Genomic DNA, 21,372 nt, shown 5'->3' on the forward strand with positions numbered 1-21,372 from the left:
GTTGCACCATGTCCGTCGAAGACCGCATCCGGGCCGAGATCGAAGGCCACCCCATCGTGCTCTTCATGAAGGGCACGCCGCAGTTCCCGATGTGCGGGTTTTCCAGTCGCGCGGTACAGGCGCTGAAGGCCGCCGGTGCCGGCCAGTTGCACACCGTCAACGTGCTGGAGGAGCCGGAGATCCGTGCCAACCTGCCGCGCTACTCCGACTGGCCGACCTTCCCGCAGTTGTTCATCGGCGGCGAATTGATCGGCGGTTGCGACATCACCGTCGAGCTGTCCGAATCCGGCGAGCTCGCCCGCATCGTCGCGGACGCGCACAAGGCGTGAGCAACGGTTCCTCGCTCCAGGGGCGCGTGATCCTGGTGGCTGGCGCGGCCGGCGGCCTCGGCTCGGCCGCGTCCGTGGCCTGCGCGCAAGCCGGCGCGACCGTGGTGCTGCTGGGGCGCAAGGTCGCGCCGCTCAATCGCGTCTACGACGCGGCGAACGCCGTCGGCCCCGAGCCGCTGCTCTACCCACTCGACCTGGTCGGGGCCACGCCGGACGACTACGCCGAACTGGCGCAGCGCATCGAGGCCGAGCTTGGCCGCCTCGACGGGATCCTGCATTGTGCCGCCGAGTTCAAGGGGCTGACCCCGCTGCTGCACACCGATCCAGCCGACTTCGCCCGCGCCATCCATGTCGACCTGACTGCGCGCTGGTGGCTGACCCAGGCGTGTCTGCCGCTGCTGGCGAAGGCCGATGCCGGTGCAGTGGTGTTCGCGCTGGATGATCCGCTGCGCACCGACGGCGCATTCTGGGGCGGCTATGGCCTGGCCCAGTCGGCACAGGCCAGCCTGGTGTCCATGCTGCAGGCCGAACTGGGCGAACACGGGCCGCGCATCAGCGGCTTGCGACCCGGGCCGATGCGCACCGCGCTGCGCGGCAAGGCCTATCAGCCGAATGCCGATGCGGAGGCTCGCGCCCCGACCGACTACGCCGCGGCCTGCGTCGACCTGCTGTCGTCCATCGGTTCGGCTGCGCGCGGCCGGATCGTCGACGCCGCCTGACCACGCACGCATGACCATCGCCTCGGCCGCGCTGCTGCTGTTCCTGATCCTGGATCCGCTGGGCAACATCCCGGTGTTCCTGGGCTTGCTCAAGGACCTGCCGCCGGCACGCCAGCGCAGGATGCTGGCCCGCGAGCTGCTGATCGCGCTAGGCGTGCTGATGCTGTTCCTGTGGGGCGGCCAGTACGCCCTGGACGTCATGCACCTGCGCCAGGAGTCTGTGTCCATCGCAGGGGGCATCGTCCTGTTCCTGATTGGCCTGCGGATGATCTTCCCGCCGGCGGACGGGATCATGGGGGAGTTGCCCGACGGCGAGCCCTTCATCGTGCCGATCGCCATCCCGATGATCGCCGGGCCTTCCGGGATGGCGGCGGTCATGCTGCTCGGCAGCCAGGAACCTGGCCGCATGGGTGACTGGATGCTGGCGCTGACCATCGCCTGGGCGGCGACGGCGGTGATCCTGTTCTCCGCCACGTATCTGAAGAAGTGGCTGGGGACGCGGGTGTTGACCGCGATCGAGCGACTGATGGGCATGGTCATCGTGGCCATTTCGGTGCAGATGCTGATGGACGGGATCTCGACCTATCTGGGCGCCGGAATCTGAACAGGGGCGGCCACTTACGGGTTTTGCCGGGCGTCCCACGGCTGTCATCTGGCGGTCATGAATTCCGCCTACCGTGTTAAACTTTGGTGAACCCATCCGGCTTCGCATGGTGCAGGGGTTCCGAATTCGCCGACAACCGTCGCCAGACGGACGCGTCGGCATGTGCCGTCCTTCGTCCGTCGTTCCCAATTCTTTTTCGCTCACTGAGGTTACTGATATGACTCACCCGAACCGCGTCCGGCTTTCGAAGCTGTCGCTGGGCCTGATGGTCGCGCTCGCCGCGGCTCCTGTATTCGCGCAGAGCACGTCCGCCGGCGTTGGCGGCCAGGTGGTCGGTGCCGACGGCCAGCCGGTCGCGGGCGCCGAAGTCACCATCACCCACGTCGAGTCGGGCACGGTCAGCCGTGCCACCACCGATGCGGCCGGCCGCTACTCCGCGCGCGGCCTGCGCGTGGGCGGCCCGTACACGATTACCATCAACAAGGCGGGCGCCGGTAGCGATACCGAAGAAAACGTGTTTCTGGCACTGAACCAGGTCGGCACCGTCAACGGCCAGCTGAACAACGACGTCGCCACCCTTGGCACAGTCGTCGCCGTCGGCACCGCCGGATCCTATGTTTTCGGTTCGGAGAACAAGGGCGTCGGCACCAACATCGGCGGTCGTGCACTGGAAACCGCGGTCAGCGGCAACCGGTCGATCGACGATATCGCCCGCCTGGATCCGCGCGTCAACATCACCGAGCAGAGCGAAGGCTCGATCTCGGTTTCGGGCCAGAACAATCGCTACAACAACATCAGCGTCGACGGCCTGTCGGTCACCGATCCCTTTGGCCTCCAGGCCGGCGGCTTGGCCTTCACCGGCTCGCCCATCTCCCCGGATTCCATCTCGGCCTACGACATCAAGATTAGTGACTACGACGTGTCTTCCGATTCCGTCGGCGCCAACATCAACGCGGTCACCAAGTCGGGCACCAACGAGTTCCACGGCTCGGTGTATTACGCGTTCAGTAACGCCAGCAGCATGGTGGGCGAATTCAACGGCAACGAATACACCGGTTTCGACAAGAACGAGACGCTCGGCGCCACCTTCGGCGGCCCGATCCTCAAGGACAAGCTGTTCTTCTTCCTGTCGCATGAGAAGCAGGAAGTCAGCGGCCTGGCAGGCGTCGGCACCGACGCCGTCAGCTCGGGCAAGCTCACCCAGACGCAGGTGGACGCGGTCGCCGATGCGTTCAGCACCATCGGCATCGACCCGGGCACCGATACCGCGGCGGGCTTGGAGAATACCCGCACCGTTGCCAAGCTCGACTGGAACATCAGCGACAACCATCGCGCCAGCTTCACCTACCAGCGTACCAAGGAGGAGAGGCCGCAGCCGTATAGCTCGTACGCCCGCGACTACAGCGTCATCCTGCCAAGCAACTGGTACAACTCGGCGAGCAAGACCGACAACTACTCGATGCAGTTGTTCAGCGACTGGACCGAGAACTTCAGCACCGAGTTGAAGATCGGCTACCAGGAGTTCGGTGCCGTGAATGGCGCGGCGAAGAACCAGCCCGAGGTCTACGCCTGCTTCAGCGCCACCGTGTGCCCCAACAATCCCACCCAGATCTCTTCCAGCGTGCCGTGGGTGATCGCGGGTGAAGATCGTTTCCGCCACTACAACACGATCGATAGCAAGCGTTTCACCGGCACCCTCTCGGGCACTTGGTACGCCGGCGACCACGTCGTGAAGGGCGGCCTCGATTTCATCAGCAATGAAGTCGGCAATGCGTTCGGCCAGCTGCTGAATGGTTCCTATGGCTTCTACGACAAGAATGGCAACGGCACCCCGGTCGACGAAATCCTGGCCAAGAACTACGGCACGTTCGTCAAGAACGTGATCCCCAATGGCGTTGACCTGGCGACCTTCGCTGGCACCTGGAAGTACACCCAGCTCAGCCCGTTCCTGCAGGACACCTGGCAGGCCACCGACAACCTGTCGCTGATGTTCGGTGTGCGCGTGAACATCCCGAAGGCAGACCGTTCGCCGCCGGTGGCGGGTTACCAGCTGGCCGGGCAGACCCTGCCGAATGGCCAGTACAACCCGGCCAATCCGATCCAGCCCGGCGTGTGGGAGCATTACTTCGGCTATCCGTCCGACACCACCCTCAGCTCCAAGAACAAGGTGATCGAGCCGCGCGTTGCGTTCAACTACAGCTTCAACAGCGACCGCCAGATGCAGCTGCGCGGTGGTCTGGGCCTGTTCCAGAGCGTGCCGCCCTACGTGTGGCTGACCAATCCGTACACCAACAACGGCGCGGTCTCGTCCAAGCAGTACACCAGCACCAATCCGGTCGCCGACCCGTTCAGTGCCGACCCGTACAACCAGCCTGGCGTGCAGTCCTCCGCGCTTCCGGCCGGCGTCTGCGTACGCGGCGCGAACTGCCAGATCGACGTGCTCGATCCTGACTTCAAGCTGCCGACCGCGTGGAAGTTCAGCCTGGGCTTCGATGCCGAACTGCCGTGGGGCCTCACCGGTACCGTGGAGTACCAGAAGATCAAGCACAAGGACGCGATTGCGTACATCCTGCCGAACGTGGGAACGCCGAACGGTGTCCTGCCGGATGGTCGGCTTTCGTACTGGCGGACGTACCCTAACGGGAACTGCAGCTCAACCTCCTCGGGCAGGACCACTGTCTCACCATGTGTCGGCAGCGGGAGCAATAACGGCTCCTACCCGGAGATCTTCTACCGCTCCACCCTGCTGACCAACACCGACAAGGGCGGCTCCGATTCGCTGACGTTCTCCCTGAGCAAGGCGATGTCGAACGGCTTCAGCGGCAACTTCAGCATCACCCAGACCCGCAGCACCGAAGTCAACCCGGGCACCAGCTCGCAGGCGTACTCGAACTACAACTACGTCGCGCGCACCAACCCGAACGAGATCGTCGAAGCCCCGTCACGCTACGACATCCCGCTTTCGGTGAAGACCTCGCTGACCTGGGAGCGCGCGTTCTTCGGAGACAACAAGACCACCGTGTCCCTGTTCTACAACGGCCGCAGCGGGCAGCCGTACAGCTGGGTGTTCGGCGGATCCGACGTTAATGGCGATGCAGTCGCAACTAGCGTGGATCTCGCCTACATCCCTCTGGCAAATGATCCGCGAGTGACGTATATCTCGGGCTACACGTCCACCACGGTCGGCAACACCACCACCCTCGTCGGAAACCCCGCTTCTGCTGGAGAGATTGGTGCGTTCCACGCCTTCATCGGCAACGATGCCTACCTGACGTCCCGCCGCGGCCAGATCGCCGAGCGCGGCTCTTCCCGCCAGCCGTGGGTGAACCAGCTCGACCTGGGCGTGCAGCAGGAGTTGCCGGGCTTCTTCAACGGCGACAAGTTCGTCATCCGCATGGACGTGTACAACTTCGCCAATCTGCTCAACAAGGATTGGGGCGTCCAGGAAGGTCTGGGCTTCTTCGCCACCCGTCGCCTCGTCAATGTTGCCGACGTGGTTGGCACCTGCCCGACCGACTGCAAGTACGTGTACGACCTGGGTACTCCGACAGCGCCGACTCGCCAGGAGTTCGGCACCTACGACACCTACACCAACCCCTTCCGTGTGATTTCGCGCTGGCAGGCGTTGTTGACGGTCAAGTACATCTTCTGATCCACGCAACATGCGACACCGAAACGGCCGGGGCAACCCGGCCGTTTTCGTTTCTAGCCGGCAGGTGCGCCATGCCACGCGCGCTGCGCTAAAGTGCCCGGTCTATGAATGACATCACCCAGATGCCGCAGGGCGCGGCCGTACAAATCCCCGTTTCCACCCTCCCCACGGTCGATGCACAGATCTACCCGAAGGGCGGCCTCGACATCCTCTCCCGCGAGGAGGTGGCGCGCCTGCGCGACGCCTCCGGCGGCATGCACGACCTGCTGCGCCGCTGCGCGCTGGCGGTGCTGACCAGCGGCAGCGCGTCCGATGATCCGCGCGCCGCGCAGGAGCTGTATCCCGACTTCGACATCCAGGTGCACCAGCAGGATCGGGGCATGCGCATCGACCTGCGCAACGCCCCAGCGATGGCCTTCGTCGATGGCCAGATCATCCGCGGCGTGGCCGAATTGCTGTTCGCGGTGGTCCGCGACCTGGCCTACACCGCGATCGAGCTGGGCCCGGAGTTCCAGGCCGACCTGGAGACCACCGCCGGCATCACCGATGCCGTGTTCCGCCTGCTGCGCAATGCGCGCGTGCTGCATCCCGCCGATCCGAACCTGGTGGTCTGCTGGGGCGGCCACTCGATCGGCCGCGAGGAATACGTCTACACCAAGCAGGTCGGCTACGAGCTGGGCCTGCGCGGCCTGGACATCTGCACCGGCTGTGGCCCGGGCGCGATGAAGGGGCCGATGAAGGGCGCCACCATCGCCCATGCCAAGCAGCGTCGCCGCCGCACCCGCTACATCGGCATCACCGAGCCGGGGATCATCGCGGCGGAATCGCCGAACCCGATCGTCAACCACCTGGTGATCATGCCGGACATCGAGAAGCGCCTCGAGGCCTTCGTCCGCATGGCCCACGGCATCATCGTGTTCCCGGGTGGCGTGGGCACTGCAGAAGAGATCCTGTACCTGCTCGGCATCCTGCTGCGCGAGGAAAACGCGGGCCGTCGCTTCCCGCTGATCCTGACCGGGCCGACCGGTGCAGCGCCGTACTTCGAACAGATCGACAGGTTCATCCGCCTGACCCTGGGCGACGCCGCCGCCGAGCTCTACGAAATCGTGGTCGCCGACCCGGCCACTGTCGCGCAGCACATGGCCTCCGGGATCCGCAAGGTGCGCGAGCAGCGCGTGGCGCAGAAGGACTCGTTCTTCTTCAACTGGGCGATGCACGTGCCGTTGGCCTTCCAGCAGCCGTTCGCACCTACCCACGAGGCCATGGCTGCGCTCGACCTGCACCACGGCCGCAAGCCGCACGAACTGGCGGCCGACCTGCGCCGTGCGTTCTCCGGCATCGTCGCCGGCAACGTCAAGGAAGACGGGTTGCGCCGCATCGAGGCCTACGGACCATTCGAGATCCATGGCGACCCGGACATCATGCAGGCACTCGACGCGCTGCTGCGCGCGTTCGTCGAGCAGCGGCGGATGAAGATCGCCGGCGACTACAAGCCCTGTTACCGCGTGGTCACCTGACGGGCATCACTGGGCGGCGGGCTCGTCCGGCATCCGCAACACTGCCACGTGCCTGCCGTCGACCATGCGCGTTTCGACATCGCCGCGTCCGCCGCTGAGTGCACGGACCCGTTCGCGCGCGGAATTGAGGCCGATGCGGTGACCTTCGGAGGCGCGGCTGCCATCCGCAGGCATGTCGTTGTCGACCTGGATGCGGATCCAGCCATCGGCGCGCGCGAGCTGGATGCCGATGTCGCCGCCACCGGGCAGGCGCTCGATGCCGTGCCGGATGGCGTTTTCCGCCAGCGGCTGCAGCGAAAGGGCAGGGATGGTGGCATCCGGCAGCACCTCTGGCAGTGACCAGTTCACGCGCAATCTTGGTCCGAAGCGCAGCGATTCGATTTCCAGATAGCGACGGGTCAGCTCCACTTCCTTGGCCAGGGGAATCAGTTCGGGGCCGCGCAACGCGGCCCGGAACAGGTCGGCCAGGTCCAGCAACACACGCTCCGCTTCGTCCGGTCGGGCATGCACCAGCGCTGCGCTGGTATTGAGCGTGTTGAACAGGAAATGCGGACGGATGCGCGCGCGCAGGGATTCCAGTTCCAGTTGCTTGGTGCGTACCGCGAGCTGCCGGGCGCGCCAGTAGTTCTGGTAGATCAGCAGGGCCAGCAGGCCCACCACGAAAGAAAGAGCAAGCATTCGCAGCACGAACGATGTCCTGCCCACCCCCAGGTCCATCTCCATGCCCAGCAGGCTCCAGGCTGCGGATGCGATTAGCAAGGTAATCGCCAGCAATAGCCCCAAACAGACCCAGGCAAGCCACATGGCGGGGGTTCTGGACAAAGCCCGGCGCAGCAGGAAGAGCGCACACAGCGTGCCCAACGCGACCCATTGGATGCCCAGGGAGGCCAATCCAAAGGCGACCAGCCGCCCGCTTGACTGTCCCGGAGCCAAGGCGAGGATGAAGGCCAAAGCCTCACCGGCGAGAACCGCCGCGATCAGGGCGGGAGGCCGGAACAAGGCATCAAGCGGCTGGGCTGGCGGTACTGGCAACGGACGATCCTGTCTTCAGCCGGCAGAGGGACTGCGCAGGATACGCGCCGGATCATCCGCTCGTGCCGGCAAATGGGCCGCCCATCGGGGATGAGTGGCCTTTGCCAACCCCACGCAGCTAAGGTCTGCAATGGAAAAAAGCGGGGAAGTCATGTCACCACGTCATGTCATATCTCGGAAGCCTAGTCGGCATCATGGTTTCACGATGATCGAGCTGATGGTCACCGTGTCCATCATCGGTATCATCGCGGTCATCGCCCTTCCCGCCATGCAACAGCTGATTAATGCTAGCCGGCTGAGGGGCGCCGGGGAGCAGTTGGCTGCCGCGATGCAAGTGGCGCGATCGGAAGCGGTACGGAGAAATTCAGCGGTGAGGGTTTGCGCGACGGATGGTTCGGCGACGCCCACCACCGCGTGCCAATCCAGCGCTACCTGGGCAAGCTGGGCGATCCTGGACCTCAGCAAGAACGTTGCGGCTGATCGGGTTGTGCGAAACGAAACAGCATCGAGTCCCGTTCTCCTATCTGGACCGGCAGCTGGTATCCGTTTCCTGCCTTCGGGTTTAATCGATACCCAGCAGACCGTCACTGCCTGCATTCCAACCACCGAGCCCTCGGACAACCAACGTGTGCTGACCATCATGATCAGCGGAGTGGTGACGACCACCTCGGTGGACGGGGGCGGAGCATGTCCATGAAGTCGTCGTTCCAAATGAATCGCCCCGCGCGCTCGCGCGGCAGGCACTTGGCCTCTTCCGCATCGATGCGGGGCGTGGGATTGCTCGAAGTACTAATTTCAGTCCTGGTCCTGAGTATCGGATTGCTGGGCATTGCCGCGATGCAATCGGTGGCGTTACGAGGGGGGCAAGGCTCCTTGGAGAGCAGTCAGGCGGTGATGCAGGCGACGTCGATCATCGAGGCGATGCGGGCCAACCGACCAGCCGTGGCCGCGTACAACATGCCGGCCATGCAATGCACGGTGCCAGCGGGTGGCACGCTGGCGCAGAACGATATCCGTGATTGGATTACCTCACTGCAAGCCACGATGGGTGGCGGCAATACAACATGCGCACAGATCACTGCTGCAGGTGGCGATGTGTATCGAATCGTCGTGCAATGGGATGACCAGCGCGCAGGTGACGACGCAACCCGCCAGATGGTGACGGAGACACGCATATGAACCAGGCTGCGCGGGGGAAGGTAGGGGTCGGTGGTTTCGGCCTGATCGAGTTGATGATCGCACTTGTGCTCGGCCTGCTGGTCATCGGCGCGGCATTTGCTGTGTTCCAGTCCAACCAATCAACATTTCGGGCTAACGAAGGCTTGAACCGCATCCAGGAGAGCGCGCGGGTGGTGTTCGAGTTGTTGTCCCGCGATTTGCGTGCAGCGGGCGGAAGTGCATGCTCGAACCAGTCTTTTGTCGAGTCTGTACCGGGCAGCGAACCGAAAACTGCCTTGTTCCGCGACACGCCGGTGTCCGGGGACGGCTCGCAACTGACCGTTTCATCGGGCGATGACACTGCGTATCGCGTGACAGGATCCACGTCGAGTTCGGTCACTTTGGATCCTGCCCAGATTGCCGATGCCCGAGACGCATTCAAGAAAGATGATTGGTTGATCTTGTGCAACATGCACAAGACGTTTGTCGTGCAGGCGAGTGCCGTTAGCGCCACCACGCTCAGTTTCGCGTCATTGCCGGATGGCTATGACCCGGCCAATCCCGACTTCTCCCCGCCGGCCGCAGTGAGCGTGGCGCGACTGCGCAGCAATCGTTGGTTCGTTGCGCCGAATGCCCGTGGGGGTAATTCCCTCTTCGTGTCGCGGCTGGGCGGGGCTGGTGAAGAAGTGGCAGATGGTGTGCAAGACATGGCGGTCACTTACCTGGAGTCCGGTGGTAACACCTATACCAATGCACCCGCCAGCTGGAACAACGTGGCCGCCGTTCGCATCAACCTGGTATTGGCGGGTCGGGACGTGGACGGTAACGCGTTGACCCGTACTACATCGAACGTGATCAGCCTTCGGAGTCGCGCCTTATGAGTCTGTATCTCGGGTCCAGGCCGCAGCGCGGCTTCTCGCTGCTGGTCGTGCTTATTCTCTTGATTGTGATGTCGATATTGGGCGTTGCGATTATCCGCAGCTCCGCCATGCAAGAAAGAATGAGCGCCAACATGCGGGATCGAAGCTTGGCCATGCAGGCGGCGGAATCTGCGCTCCGGTTCGCTCAGAATCAGGTGCTGGGTGCGACTGCGGCGGCTTGGGACACGAGGATTCCGACCGCGGCTGACTGCGTTGCGGGGATGAGCATCTGTCCTGCAGGTTCGCTAGCGGTGTGGAGTCCAGCCCCCGCAATTACAACCGGTAGTGTCACGACCAACTCCGAGTACTGGATCGAGTATCTCGGCCTTGGGCCAGGCTACAAAGGCAGCTGTGACACCGTGCCGCCTTCACTGGATTGCCGCAGCCCCATGTTCAGAATCACAGCGCGCAGCCAATCCAGTGGTAGGGCAGACGTCATGCTGCAATCCGTCATCGTCAGCCGAATCCCGGTTCCTGGGGCTTAAAACATGAAAACGAACGTCAGTCATCCACTTCTTGGCATGCGTGACAAGCGCGTGGCGCGCCCTTGGTGGGTTGCGCCTGCCGCATGCCTGGCGACCGTGCTGGCCCTGCCCGTTAATGCCGGGATCGTGGTGCCAACAGAGCCCTTGACCACGGGCGCGCGGGTACCGCCGAACGTGTTGTTTGTGCTCGACAACTCGGGTTCGATGAGTGAAACAAGGCTGCCGGACTCGATTCCAAACGTGTCCACGATCAATATCAAGAACCAGACGTTCATCCGCAACAAGATCTACTACAACCCCTACAAGGTCTATCTGCCGTGGGTGGATTCCACGGGCGCTACCATGAACGGCGGTCGGAATTACAATGACGCCTATTCGGGCACAGACCGTATTCCGCCGTTCGATAACTCCACGACGAATCTGCAGACGTCGACACAGAGCTATTACGTTCCCAAGGACCCGGTTGATACCGCCGCCCACGGCAACGTTTCCGGATATTACCGTTATCAGATACTGACCAGCGGCGCCGTGCAGCGCTCCGAGTGGGATGCAAGTCGTTCGGAAGCGGTTGTGGCCCCGGGCTATCCGGTTGGCGGCTTGTCCGGCACCGGCACCACCACCATGTACCCTTTGCCGATTGTCACATTGCCGGCCAATGTAGTGAACATGGTGGTCGTTGCAACAGGTGCAGGCAACGCCAACTTGTATATCCGGCACAACGCTGCACCGGACACGGTTACCTTCACCGACTCAAGAGTTACCAGCAGCGCTACGAAAACGATTCCCCGCAACAATCCCGGAGCGGGCGACTGGCACATCGCGTTGGCGGGGCGCTCTGCTGCGGGCTTCTCAGGGGTCACCGTCACCGTGACTTACCAAGTCAATAGTGACGGCTGCACGGGGGGTGGCTGGGTCAACTGCACCAATGCAACACCTACCGGCCGTAGCGATGCCGATGAGCGAACCAATTTCGCGACCTGGTATTCCTATCACCGTACGCGTTACAAGGTCGCCAAAGCCGGCGCCGGACGTGCCTTTGCGGAACTGGGCAGCAACTATCGCCTGGGCTATCGCAATATCTGGAACAACATGCCGATAACCGGGACTGCCGGTGGGGTCAACTGGGCAACGCATCCGATCACGCGCAACAAGCCCATTCCCGTGACCCGCAATGGCGGGTTGTTCGACGATCCCAATGGCGTTGCGGGGGCAGACAATAATCGCTCGGCCTGGTACCAGCGCCTTTATGCGGAAACAGGAAGCAGCGCCACGCCATTGCGCAAGGCACTGTGGGATGCTGGAAATTATTTTGCATCGGACACCACTGCAGACGGGCCTTGGGGTCCTGGTGATGTCAAGGATCAGTACATCTGCCGGCAGAGCTTCACCATCCTGACAACGGATGGTTACCGCAACGACGACAGTAGTAACTCGTCGACTTACGATTACACGGGGGCCGGAAAAACGGTTGGTGAGCAGGACGACGCTGCAGGCAGCTTGATCACTTCGCCTACAGGGGAGACTTATACCTATTCTCCCCAACGGCCGTTTCGGGCGCCCCAGGCGAATACGCTCGCCGATATCGCCATGTACTTCTGGAAGACCGATTTGCGCACTGACTTGGACAACAAGGTTCCCAAGTCGGCTGACGACCCTGCGTTCTGGCAGCATATGACGACCTTTTCCGTGTCGATCGGTGCAGAAGGTACGCTCAATCCAGCGACTGACCTCCCGGCAATCACCAGCGGCGCGCTGAATTGGCCTGTCTCCGAGAATCTTCAACCCAATTCCATTGACGATCTCTGGCACGCTGCGGTGAATGGCCATGGCAGTTTCGTGCTGGCCAACGATCCGGATGCATTCACGCAGGCGCTGCGGGATGCTCTGGCTTCGATTACGGAGCGCACCAGCTCTTATTCGAACGTGGCGTCGAACTCCGTGTCACTGGATACGGACTCTCAAGTATTCAACGCTAGTTATGTGTCGGGCGCCTGGACGGGAAGCCTCTCGGCGAGAGATGTCAGCGCATCCGGTGTGTCACCTACTGTCAGCTGGAATGCAACCATCGGCAGCAGCCGCACGATCATCACGTCTGACGGAACAACAGGCGCTGTGTTCCCAACCAGCGATCAATTGATCGCCCTGGCCCGCGGTGGCGGTGTTTCCAACTATCCCGTCACCGGCACGGAGAATGCCGACTATATCAAGGGAGATCAAACCAAAGAGGGCGGATATGCGCCGCGTCTCCGCGAACGAGTGAGTCTGTTGGGAGATATCATTGGTTCGTCCCCCGCCTACGTCGAAGACACGAACACCATTTATGTCGGTGCAAACGACGGCATGCTACATGCATTCAATGCGAAAGACGGTAAAGAGGTGTTTGCGTACATTCCCAACATCATCAACTGGGGGTGGCTGTCGACCTTGAGCCGTGGCGACTACGCGCATCGCTACTTCGTCGATGGTCCCATCGTGGTTAGCAACAAGACACTCACCCCTGGAAAGAATGTGCTTGTAGGCACTTTGGGGAGGGGCGGTAAGGGTCTCTATTCGCTGGACGTCACCAATCCCGGCAGCTTTGGAGCGGGAAATGTCAAATGGGAGCGTGCTGAGACGCCAGACAGCAACATGGGCCTAGTGGTGGGCAAGCCGATCATCGCCAAAGTTCGCAATGGAACGCCCAAGCCGGCAGTAGTCATTGGCAATGGCGTCAATAGTGCCAATGAGCGAGCTGTGCTGATCGTCATGGATCTGGAGACGGGGGCGGTCATACGGGAGATCGATACCGGCGCTGGCTCCGCCACGTTGCCGAATGCGTTGTCGACGCCGACGGGGGTCTACTCCATCGATGGCAAGACATTGGCTTACGTGTATGCAGGCGACCTGCTCGGTAATGTTTGGAAGTTCGACTTGACTAGCAACACGCCCGGGGCTTGGTCGGTCACTAAACTGTTTACCGCGACCAATGCCGGTGGTGACGCGCAGCCAATCACTTCAGGTATCGCGGTCGCGCTCGAACCTAGCACCAACAAGCGCTGGATATTCTTCGGCACTGGGCGGTACATGACGGTCGAGGACGCCGATCCTGCCAACAATACGTCCCAGTCCATGTATGGTTTCGTTGATGATGGAAGCACGATTACTCGTGCCGGCCTGGCTGAGAGGAAGATCGAAGTGACCGGTGAAGCGGTCAGCGGCTTCCAGGTCCGTGGTTTTCAGAAGAAGGAAGCGCTGCCAAGCGGTGCCAAGGGCTGGTTTATAGATTTGCCTGGTGCTGGCGAGCGCATTGTCCAAGACGCGCAGGTCGTTTCGACCTTCCTTCTTACGGCAAGCATGATGCCGGCGGGTGAAGCCTGTGAGGCAGATGGCTCTGGCTTCATCAATGCGCTGGATGCGTTCACGGGAACCAGTGCTGGCGGTTCCTATTTCGACCTCGATGGCGATGGCCAGAGTGCCAATGACCAGACATCTGATGGGCGTCCGGTCGGATCCATCAACATTGAAGTCGGTATGCCCACATTGCCCAATCTCTTGCGCGGCTTGATCGTGGTGGGCGGAACGGGCGGTGGCGGCGTAAGGTCGGCTACCACACTTCGGCCACAGTTTGACCGCGTGTCGTGGCGCGAAATTCGGGTGGATTGATGAAATGAGTAATTATCGGATGAGCGATGTGCGATCGAATCGTGCTTCCCAGGGAGGCTTCACGTTGATCGAGTTGATGATAGTGGTCGTTATCATCGGCATTCTTGCGTCGATTGCCCTCCCTGCTTACAACGACCACATGCGCAAGACGCGCCGGGCGGCTGGCGCGGCTTGTGCGTTGACGATGGCTCAGCAGATGGAGCGCTACTACACCACGGCAATGACCTACGTGGGTGCCCCGAACTCTGCGACCTTGAGTGCGAGATGTGAGCCGGAGACATTGCAGTACTACACGATGGGCACCGCCGGTCTCGACGTGAGGAGTTACAACATCACCGCAGCCCCTACAGGCCAGCAATCGGGCGATTCATGCGGGACGCTCAGCGTCAACCAGTCAGGTGCAAAGTATCCTGCCACAGCGGGTTGCTGGTAACTAGCGCACGCGGCCAACAACAAAAAACCCGCCTTTCGGCGGGTTTTTCTTGTTCTGGCGCCCGAAGTTGGACTCGAACCAACGACCCCCTGATTAACAGTCAAGTGCTCTAACCGGCTGAGCTATTCGGGCGGGGAGCGCATTGTAGACGGCCCCAACGTGGCGGGCAAGCTGGAACTGACCTCAGGGTGGAAGGGTGCTTGCGACCCCGAACGCAATGTGACGATTGGCCGGACCCGGATCAGGCAGGACATGCGGCTGCCACTCTTGGCCGCTCGCTGCGTGGCCGGCCCATGTTGTTCACGATCACCTGGCCCAGCAGTTCGCCGGACTTGTTGCAGATCGAGACGGTCAGATTGGTGCCGGCACTGCGCCCGTCCGGCAGGTAGCGCAACTGTTGACGGCCGGTGGTGCTGACCACGCGCAGGTGGCGGCTGGTGGGCTCGAGGTCGATGCGCATGATTTCGTCGCTGCCGTCCGGCTTGCGGTTGCCGTCCTCGTCCAGGAACAGCATCCAGCCCGTGCTCCAGTCGGTACTGGCTTCGCAATGCACGCCATCGGATGAGGGGCAAAGGACGGCGCGCTGGTTGCGGCTGATCGCGGCCACCCGTGCCAATGCCATATGCGACATCAGCGAGGTGATGGCAGCCGATGCGCGCTGGCGCTCGATGAAGCCCGCGAAGGACGGCGCGGCGATGCCGGCCAGGATGGCGACGACGGACATCGTGGTGGCCAGTTCGATCAGGGTGAAGCCGGCACTGCGACGCATGACTGGACTCCCGGTGGAATGGGATCAGGCTAGGTTCCGTGCTTCCCAGGCGGGATCGGGCGACGCCACCGACGTGCGTAGGACATTTCCGCAGCGCAGTCGCAGGCCGTGCACGCGGGCGGCGTAGACTCAACGGTTGGCCTTTGCGAACTCCCCCATGACCGAGCCGTCCGATCTCGACCTTTCCATCGCCTCGGAAGGGTTCAAACTTGTCTCGCCCTACCAGCCAGCCGGTGACCAGCCACAGGCCATCGAAAAGTTGGTGGCCGGGTTCCAGAACGGCGTTGCGAAACAGGTACTGCTCGGCGTGACCGGCTCCGGCAAGACCTACACCATCGCCAATATGATCCAGGCGGTGCAGAAGCCGACCCTCGTGATGGCGCCGAACAAGACCCTGGCCGCGCAGCTGTATGGCGAATTCAAGGCGTTCTTCCCGCGCAATTCGGTCGAGTACTTCGTCAGCTATTACGACTACTACCAACCCGAGGCTTACGTTCCGTCCAGCGATACCTACATCGAGAAGGACAGCTCGATCAACGACCACATCGAGCAGATGCGGCTGGCGGCGACCAAGGCCTTGCTGTCGCGGCGCGATACGATCGTGGTGGCTTCCGTTTCCGCCATCTACGGCCTCGGTGCACCGGCCGACTACCTGTCGATGCGACTGATCCTGTCGCGCGGCGAGCGCATCGACCAGCGCGAACTGCTGCGCCACCTGACCACGTTGCAGTACACCCGCAATGAGCTGGTACTGGATCGCGGCACGTTCCGCGTGCGCGGCGAGACCATCGATGTCTTCCCGGCGGAATCCGACCTGGAAGCATTGCGCATCGAACTGTTCGATGGGGAAGTCGAGCAGCTGTCGATGTTCGATCCGCTGACCGGCGAGATCTTCCGCAAGATCCCGCGGTTCACCGTGTATCCGAAGACGCATTATGCCACCCCGCGCGAGCGCACCATTTCCGCGGTGGAGACGATCAAGGCCGAGTTGCGCGAGCGCCAGGAGCAGTTGTACGCGGAGAACAAGCTGGTCGAAGTGCAGCGGCTCAGCCAGCGCACCCAGTTCGACCTGGAAATGATGGCCGAGGTCGGCTACTGCAACGGCATCGAAAATTATTCGCGGCATCTGACCGGTGCCGCGCCGGGCGATCCGCCACCGACGCTGTTCGATTATCTCCCACCCGATGCACTGCTGGTGGTCGACGAATCGCACGTGACCATTCCGCAGATCGGCGCGATGTACAAGGGCGACCGCGCGCGCAAGGAAACGCTGGTGGACTTCGGGTTCCGGCTGCCGTCGGCGCTGGACAACCGCCCATTGCGTTTCGAGGAATGGGAAGCCCGCGCGCCGCGCAGCGTGTACGTGTCGGCGACGCCCGGGCCGTACGAATTGCGCGAGGCCGGCGACGAGATCATCGAGCTGGTCGTCCGCCCGACCGGCCTGGTCGATCCACCGGTGGAGATCCGACCGGTGGCGACGCAGGTAGACGACGTGTTGTCGGAGATCCGCGAGCGTGTGTCGTGGGGCGATCGGGTGCTGATCACCACGCTCACAAAACGCATGGCCGAAAATCTCACGGAATACCTGTCGGAGCACGACATCAAGGTGCGCTACCTGCATTCCGACGTGGACACGGTGGAGCGCGTGGAGATCATCCGCGACCTGCGCCTGGGCCTGTTCGACGTGCTGGTGGGCATCAACCTCTTGCGCGAAGGCCTGGACATGCCCGAGGTCTCGTTGGTCGCGATCCTCGATGCCGACAAGGAAGGCTTCCTGCGCAGCACCGGCTCGCTGATCCAGACCATCGGCCGCGCCGCGCGCAACCTGCGCGGCAAGGCGATCCTGTATGCCGATCGCATCACCAACTCGATGCAGAAGGCGCTGGACGAAACCGACCGCCGACGTGCCAGGCAGGTGGCGCACAACCTCGAGCACGGGATTACCCCGCAATCCGTGCAGCGTGCGGTGATGGATGTGATGGAGGGTGCGCGCTTCGAGCCGGGCGAACTGAAGGGCCGCGGCAAGGCGAAGCGCGTTGCCGAGCCCGAACTGGACTACCAGCGGCTCAATCCCGCGCAGCAGGCGGCGAAGCTCAAGGCGCTGGAGCAGCAGATGCACCAGCACGCCCGCGACCTGGAGTTCGAAGCCGCCGCCCGCGTCCGCGACCAGATCCGGCGCCTGCGCGAGGCGATGCTCTAGTGCCTCTGCGGCGTCGGCGGGCTTAATGAGTTCATCACGGGTCAACTGCCATGCTGGCCACTGGTCCCCCCGAACAAGGAGCAACCGATGGGTATGTTTGATTTCATGAAGGATGCCGGCGAGAAGATCTTCAAGCCGGGCGAAGCCAAGCGCGAAGCGGCGATCAAGTCGCACATGGGCAGCTACGGCGGCGATTACTCGAATATCGACGTTGAGGTCGACGGCAACACGGCGCGCCTGACGGGCAGCGTCGGCAACCAGGCCGCTCGCGAAAAGGCCGTGCTGATCGCCGGCAACATCGACGGCATCGAGCGCGTTGACGATCGCATGACCGTGACCGGCGCGAGCCCGAGCTTCTCGAACGTCAGCGGCGGCGTTGCCACCACCAAGGCCACCCCGGCGGCCGGCATTGGCTCCAGCGCGGCGCATGCCTCGCAGGGCGGCCAGACGGCCTCGACCTTCTACACCGTGGAGAAGGGCGATACCCTGTCGAAGATCGCCAAGCAGCGCTACGGCGATGCCAACAAGTACCAGCAGATCTTCGAGGCCAACAAGCCGATGCTGTCCGACCCGGACAAGATCTATCCGGGCCAGGTGCTGCGGATCCCGGCGCAGTCCTGATCCAGGCTCGGCGAACGCCCCGGACGCCCCGCCACGTGCGGGGCGTTTCTTTTGGGCGGGCCATTGAGCGGAGGCCGCGAAGTCCGGTAGAATGCGCGTCCCTTCGGGGCGGTTAGCTCAGCGGTAGAGCACTACCTTGACATGGTAGGGGTCACAGGTTCGAACCCTGTACCGCCCACCAGAATGTCCCGAACGGCTGGAGCGATCCGGCCGTTCGGCTTTTCTGGCCCGCGTTTCGATGTCGTTCCACTCCGGAGACAGGTGGCCCGCGGCAACGCCGGCCGAGCGTGCGACATGAGCACTACCATCGCCCACCGCTGAACCGCACGTCGCATTCGCGTCCACTCGGGTGGGCGTGTCGAAGGGCGCTGCGGCGCCTTTTTCGTTCCAGTTCGCCAGCGGCAGTTGGCCACGTCTCCCAGGGACATCACCATGATCAACATCACCCTCCCGGACGGCTCCCAGCGCCAGTTCGACGCCCCCGTTTCCGTCATGCAGGTCGCGCAGTCGATCGGCGCGGGCCTGGCCAAGGCCACCGTGGCCGGCGAGATCGACGGCCGCCTGGTCGATGCCAGCGATGTCATCGACCACGATGCCGGCCTGCGCATCATCACGCCGAAAGACCAGGAAGGCGTCGAGATCATCCGCCACAGCTGCGCGCACCTGGTCGGCCACGCGGTGAAGCAGTTGTACCCGGACGCGAAGATGGTGATCGGCCCGGTCATCGACGAGGGCTTCTACTACGACATCCACTCGGAGCGCCCGTTCACCCCCGACGACATGGCGGCGATCGAGCAACGCATGCGCGAGCTGATCGCGCAGGACTACGACGTGGTCAAGAAGATGACGCCGCGCGCCGAGGTCATCGAGGAATTCGCCCGCCGCGGCGAGGAATACAAGCTGCGCCTGATCGACGACATGAGCGCCGACGTGACCGCGATGGGCCTGTACTTCCACCAGGAATACGTGGACATGTGCCGCGGCCCGCACGTGCCGAACACGCGCTTCCTCAAGGCGTTCAAGCTGACCCGCATCTCGGGCGCGTACTGGCGCGGCGATTCCAGGAACGAGCAACTGCAGCGCATCTACGGCACCGCGTGGGCGGACGAGAAGCAGCTGAAGGCCTACATCCAGCGCATCGAGGAAGCCGAGAAGCGCGACCACCGCCGGATCGGCAAGCAGCAGGACCTCTTCCACCTGCAGGAAGAAGCGCCGGGCCTGGTGTTCTGGCACCCGAAGGGCTGGAGCATCTGGCAGGTGGTCGAGCAATACATGCGTCGCGTGTACCGCGACACTGGCTACGGCGAAGTGCGCTGCCCGCAGATCCTCGACGTCGAGCTGTGGAAGCGTTCCGGCCACTGGGACAACTACAAGGACAACATGTTCTTCACCGAGTCCGAGAAGCGGACCTATGCGGTGAAGCCGATGAACTGCCCGGGCCACGTGCAGGTGTTCAACCAGGGCCTGCACAGCTACCGCGACCTGCCGATCCGTTACGGCGAGTTCGGCAGTTGCCATCGCAACGAGCCGTCCGGCGCGCTGCACGGCATCCTCCGCGTGCGCGGCTTCACCCAGGACGACGGCCACGTGTTCTGCACCGAGTCGCAGATCGAGTCCGAGGTCCGCGACTTCCACGAGCAGGCGCTGAAGGTCTACGCGGACTTCGGCTTCGAGGAGATCCAGATCAAGATCGCCCTGCGGCCGGAATCCCGCCTGGGCGACGACGCCACCTGGGACAAGGCCGAGGACGCCCTGCGCAGCGCGCTGCGCGCTTCTGGCGTGGAATGGCAGGAACTGCCGGGCGAGGGCGCGTTCTACGGCCCGAAGATCGAGTACCACCTCAAGGATGCCATCGGCCGTACCTGGCAGCTGGGCACGATGCAGGTCGATTTCATGATGCCGGGGCGCCTGGGCGCCGAATACGTGGACGAAACCAGCCAGAAGCGCCATCCGGTCATGCTGCACCGGGCCATCGTGGGCTCGATGGAGCGCTTCATCGGCATCCTGATCGAGCACCACGCCGGGCACTTCCCGGCCTGGCTGGCACCGGTGCAGGCGGTGGTCATGAACATCACCGACGCCCAGGCCGACGCCGTCGCCGAGGCCCGGAAAAGCCTTGCGAATCAAGGCTTCCGGGTGGTTTCCGATTTGCGCAACGAAAAGATCGGCTATAAGATTCGCGAGCACACGCTGCAGCGCGTGCCGTACCTGCTCGTGGTCGGGGACCGCGAGAAGGAAAACGGACTGCTTTCGGTGCGGACGCGGGGTGGGGAAGACCTCGGCAGCATGTCGGTCGACGACTTCGCCGCGCGCTTGCGCCAGGAACAGGCCGGCTGACCCCAGCCGCCTGTCCACAGCCGGCCACGATTCCGGAATCGTGGCCGTTCCGGCATCTCGCGATGCCACTCCATTGGAGATCGCAACATCAGTACCACCGACACGAAGCAGAACCGCAGGAACCAGGAAATCCGCGTCCCGCGCGTCCGGGTCATCGGCAGCGACGGCGAGATGATCGGCGTGCTTTCGCGCGACGAAGCCCTGCGCATGGCCGAGGAAGAGGAACTCGACCTCGTCGAGATCCAGCCCAACGCGGATCCGCCGGTCTGCAAGATCATGGACTTCGGCAAGTTCAAGTTCGAACTGCAGAAGAAGGCCAACGAGGCCAAGAAGAAGACCAAGCAGGTCGAGATCAAGGAAGTGAAGTTCCGTCCGGTCACGGACGAGGGCGACTACCAGATCAAGTTGCGCAAGATGCGCGAGTTCCTGCTCGAGGGCGACAAGATCAAGGTCAACATCCGCTTCCGTGGCCGCGAGATGAGCCACCAGGAACTGGGCCGCGAGATGGCCGCGCGGATCGAGACCGACCTCGGCGAGGACATCGTCATCGAATCGCGCCCGCGCCTGGAAGGCCGGCAGATGGTGATGATGATCGCGCCGAAGAAGAAGTGAGATCGCGCAAGGGTCTGATTTCGCAAGGAAAGATTGCAAACCCGGTATCGGCCCGCCATAATGCGCGGCCCGGTTCGCCGGGTTTGTTGTTCAGTGGCACCCAGGACCCGCCTTGATTCCAGTGGAATCAAAGGCTTATCACCGGCTCAGGCAGGATGGAAAGCGTGATTTTTGGGCTTCGAGGCGAGCGATAGCGAGCCTCAAAGTACAAACATTGCCGCCTCGACCAGTCAGCAGATTTCGCAAGGATTCCCAATGCCCAAGATCAAGACCAATCGGGCGGCGGCCAAGCGCTTCCGGAAGACCGCTTCCGGCAAGTACAAGTGCGGCCACGCCAACAAG

General features: G+C 62.9%; 18 protein-coding genes and 2 tRNA genes. 17 read left to right on the plus strand and 3 right to left on the minus strand.

All coding sequences use genetic code 11. The annotated features are described in order from the left end of the window. Positions 1-8: 8 nt before the first annotated feature. From grxD to ppnN, 5 genes are all read left to right on the plus strand, one after another. Positions 9-329 carry a Grx4 family monothiol glutaredoxin gene (gene grxD / locus ACE3T8_RS05210; RefSeq protein ID WP_374607384.1) on the plus strand — a complete coding sequence of 107 codons (321 nt, stop codon included), beginning with the start codon at positions 9-11 and terminating at the stop codon, positions 327-329. Continuing rightward, a complete protein-coding gene (locus tag ACE3T8_RS05215; protein ID WP_374607386.1) occupies positions 326-1,048 on the plus strand; it encodes an SDR family NAD(P)-dependent oxidoreductase in 723 nt (240 codons plus the stop codon). Before grxD ends, ACE3T8_RS05215 begins: the two co-directional genes overlap by 4 nt. Before the next feature lie 10 nt (positions 1,049-1,058). Next, positions 1,059-1,652 carry a MarC family protein gene (locus ACE3T8_RS05220; protein WP_374607387.1) on the plus strand — a complete coding sequence of 198 codons (594 nt, stop codon included), beginning with the start codon at positions 1,059-1,061 and terminating at the stop codon, positions 1,650-1,652. 217 nt (positions 1,653-1,869) lie between these two features. Further along, positions 1,870-5,304, plus strand: coding sequence for a carboxypeptidase regulatory-like domain-containing protein (locus ACE3T8_RS05225; RefSeq protein ID WP_374607388.1), 3,435 nt, complete (start codon positions 1,870-1,872; stop codon positions 5,302-5,304). 122 nt (positions 5,305-5,426) lie between these two features. Beyond that, the gene (gene ppnN / locus ACE3T8_RS05230; RefSeq protein WP_374607408.1) at positions 5,427-6,821 is read left to right on the plus strand and encodes a nucleotide 5'-monophosphate nucleosidase PpnN; all 1,395 of its coding nucleotides are present in this window, start codon (positions 5,427-5,429) and stop codon (positions 6,819-6,821) included. 6 nt (positions 6,822-6,827) lie between these two features. Here ppnN and ACE3T8_RS05235 read toward each other — a convergent pair whose 3' ends face one another. Then, positions 6,828-7,820, minus strand: coding sequence for a sensor histidine kinase (locus ACE3T8_RS05235; RefSeq protein WP_374607389.1), 993 nt, complete (start codon positions 7,818-7,820; stop codon positions 6,828-6,830). Between the two features lie 184 nt (positions 7,821-8,004). Between ACE3T8_RS05235 and ACE3T8_RS05240 the strand changes: the two genes are divergently transcribed. Genes ACE3T8_RS05240 through ACE3T8_RS05265 form a run of 6 tightly spaced genes read left to right on the plus strand, consistent with a single transcriptional unit; the run spans position 8,005 to position 14,491 of the window. Continuing rightward, positions 8,005-8,550: a GspH/FimT family pseudopilin gene (locus ACE3T8_RS05240; protein ID WP_374607410.1), complete on the plus strand. Its 546-nt coding sequence runs from the start codon at positions 8,005-8,007 to the stop codon at positions 8,548-8,550. Beyond that, positions 8,547-9,032 (plus strand): type IV pilus modification protein PilV, encoded by a 486-nt coding sequence (locus ACE3T8_RS05245; RefSeq protein ID WP_374607391.1) that lies wholly within the window; start codon positions 8,547-8,549, stop codon positions 9,030-9,032. The genes ACE3T8_RS05240 and ACE3T8_RS05245 overlap by 4 nt, the downstream gene beginning before the upstream one ends. Then, positions 9,029-9,892 carry a hypothetical protein gene (locus ACE3T8_RS05250; protein ID WP_374607392.1) on the plus strand — a complete coding sequence of 288 codons (864 nt, stop codon included), beginning with the start codon at positions 9,029-9,031 and terminating at the stop codon, positions 9,890-9,892. The genes ACE3T8_RS05245 and ACE3T8_RS05250 overlap by 4 nt, the downstream gene beginning before the upstream one ends. Beyond that, the gene (locus ACE3T8_RS05255) at positions 9,889-10,416 is read left to right on the plus strand and encodes a PilX N-terminal domain-containing pilus assembly protein (RefSeq protein ID WP_374607393.1); all 528 of its coding nucleotides are present in this window, start codon (positions 9,889-9,891) and stop codon (positions 10,414-10,416) included. Before ACE3T8_RS05250 ends, ACE3T8_RS05255 begins: the two co-directional genes overlap by 4 nt. Positions 10,417-10,419: 3 nt before the next feature. Further along, positions 10,420-14,058, plus strand: coding sequence for a PilC/PilY family type IV pilus protein (locus tag ACE3T8_RS05260; RefSeq protein WP_374607394.1), 3,639 nt, complete (start codon positions 10,420-10,422; stop codon positions 14,056-14,058). A gap of 4 nt (positions 14,059-14,062) precedes the next feature. After that, a complete protein-coding gene (locus tag ACE3T8_RS05265; RefSeq protein ID WP_374607395.1) occupies positions 14,063-14,491 on the plus strand; it encodes a type IV pilin protein in 429 nt (142 codons plus the stop codon). A gap of 55 nt (positions 14,492-14,546) precedes the next feature. Here the strand turns inward: ACE3T8_RS05265 and ACE3T8_RS05270 are convergent. Together ACE3T8_RS05270 and ACE3T8_RS05275 are read right to left on the minus strand one after the other, a co-directional pair. Next, positions 14,547-14,623, minus strand: a tRNA-Asn gene (locus tag ACE3T8_RS05270). 109 nt (positions 14,624-14,732) lie between these two features. Beyond that, on the minus strand, positions 14,733-15,260 hold the full coding sequence (locus ACE3T8_RS05275; protein ID WP_374607397.1) for a GspH/FimT family pseudopilin: 528 nt from the start codon (positions 15,258-15,260) through the stop codon (positions 14,733-14,735). A 157-nt stretch (positions 15,261-15,417) separates the two neighbouring features. Here ACE3T8_RS05275 and uvrB point away from each other — a divergent pair, with 157 nt between their 5' ends. The 6 genes from uvrB to ACE3T8_RS05305 all read left to right on the plus strand — a co-directional run. Next, positions 15,418-17,460, plus strand: coding sequence for an excinuclease ABC subunit UvrB (gene uvrB / locus ACE3T8_RS05280; protein WP_374607398.1), 2,043 nt, complete (start codon positions 15,418-15,420; stop codon positions 17,458-17,460). 87 nt (positions 17,461-17,547) lie between these two features. Further along, positions 17,548-18,081 (plus strand): LysM and BON domain-containing protein, encoded by a 534-nt coding sequence (locus tag ACE3T8_RS05285; RefSeq protein ID WP_374607399.1) that lies wholly within the window; start codon positions 17,548-17,550, stop codon positions 18,079-18,081. A 106-nt stretch (positions 18,082-18,187) separates the two neighbouring features. Continuing rightward, positions 18,188-18,262: transfer RNA gene (locus tag ACE3T8_RS05290), tRNA-Val, on the plus strand. Positions 18,263-18,513: 251 nt separating this feature from the next. Next, the gene (thrS, locus tag ACE3T8_RS05295) at positions 18,514-20,418 is read left to right on the plus strand and encodes a threonine--tRNA ligase (protein WP_374607400.1); all 1,905 of its coding nucleotides are present in this window, start codon (positions 18,514-18,516) and stop codon (positions 20,416-20,418) included. A gap of 72 nt (positions 20,419-20,490) precedes the next feature. After that, positions 20,491-21,030, plus strand: coding sequence for a translation initiation factor IF-3 (infC, locus tag ACE3T8_RS05300; RefSeq protein ID WP_374607412.1), 540 nt, complete (start codon positions 20,491-20,493; stop codon positions 21,028-21,030). Positions 21,031-21,285: 255 nt separating this feature from the next. Further along, positions 21,286-21,372: 50S ribosomal protein L35 (locus tag ACE3T8_RS05305; protein ID WP_374607413.1), on the plus strand; the 87-nt coding region annotated here is incomplete at its 3' end.

This window comes from Thermomonas sp. (genome assembly GCF_041919455.1).
Lineage (GTDB): Bacteria > Pseudomonadota > Gammaproteobacteria > Xanthomonadales > Xanthomonadaceae > Thermomonas.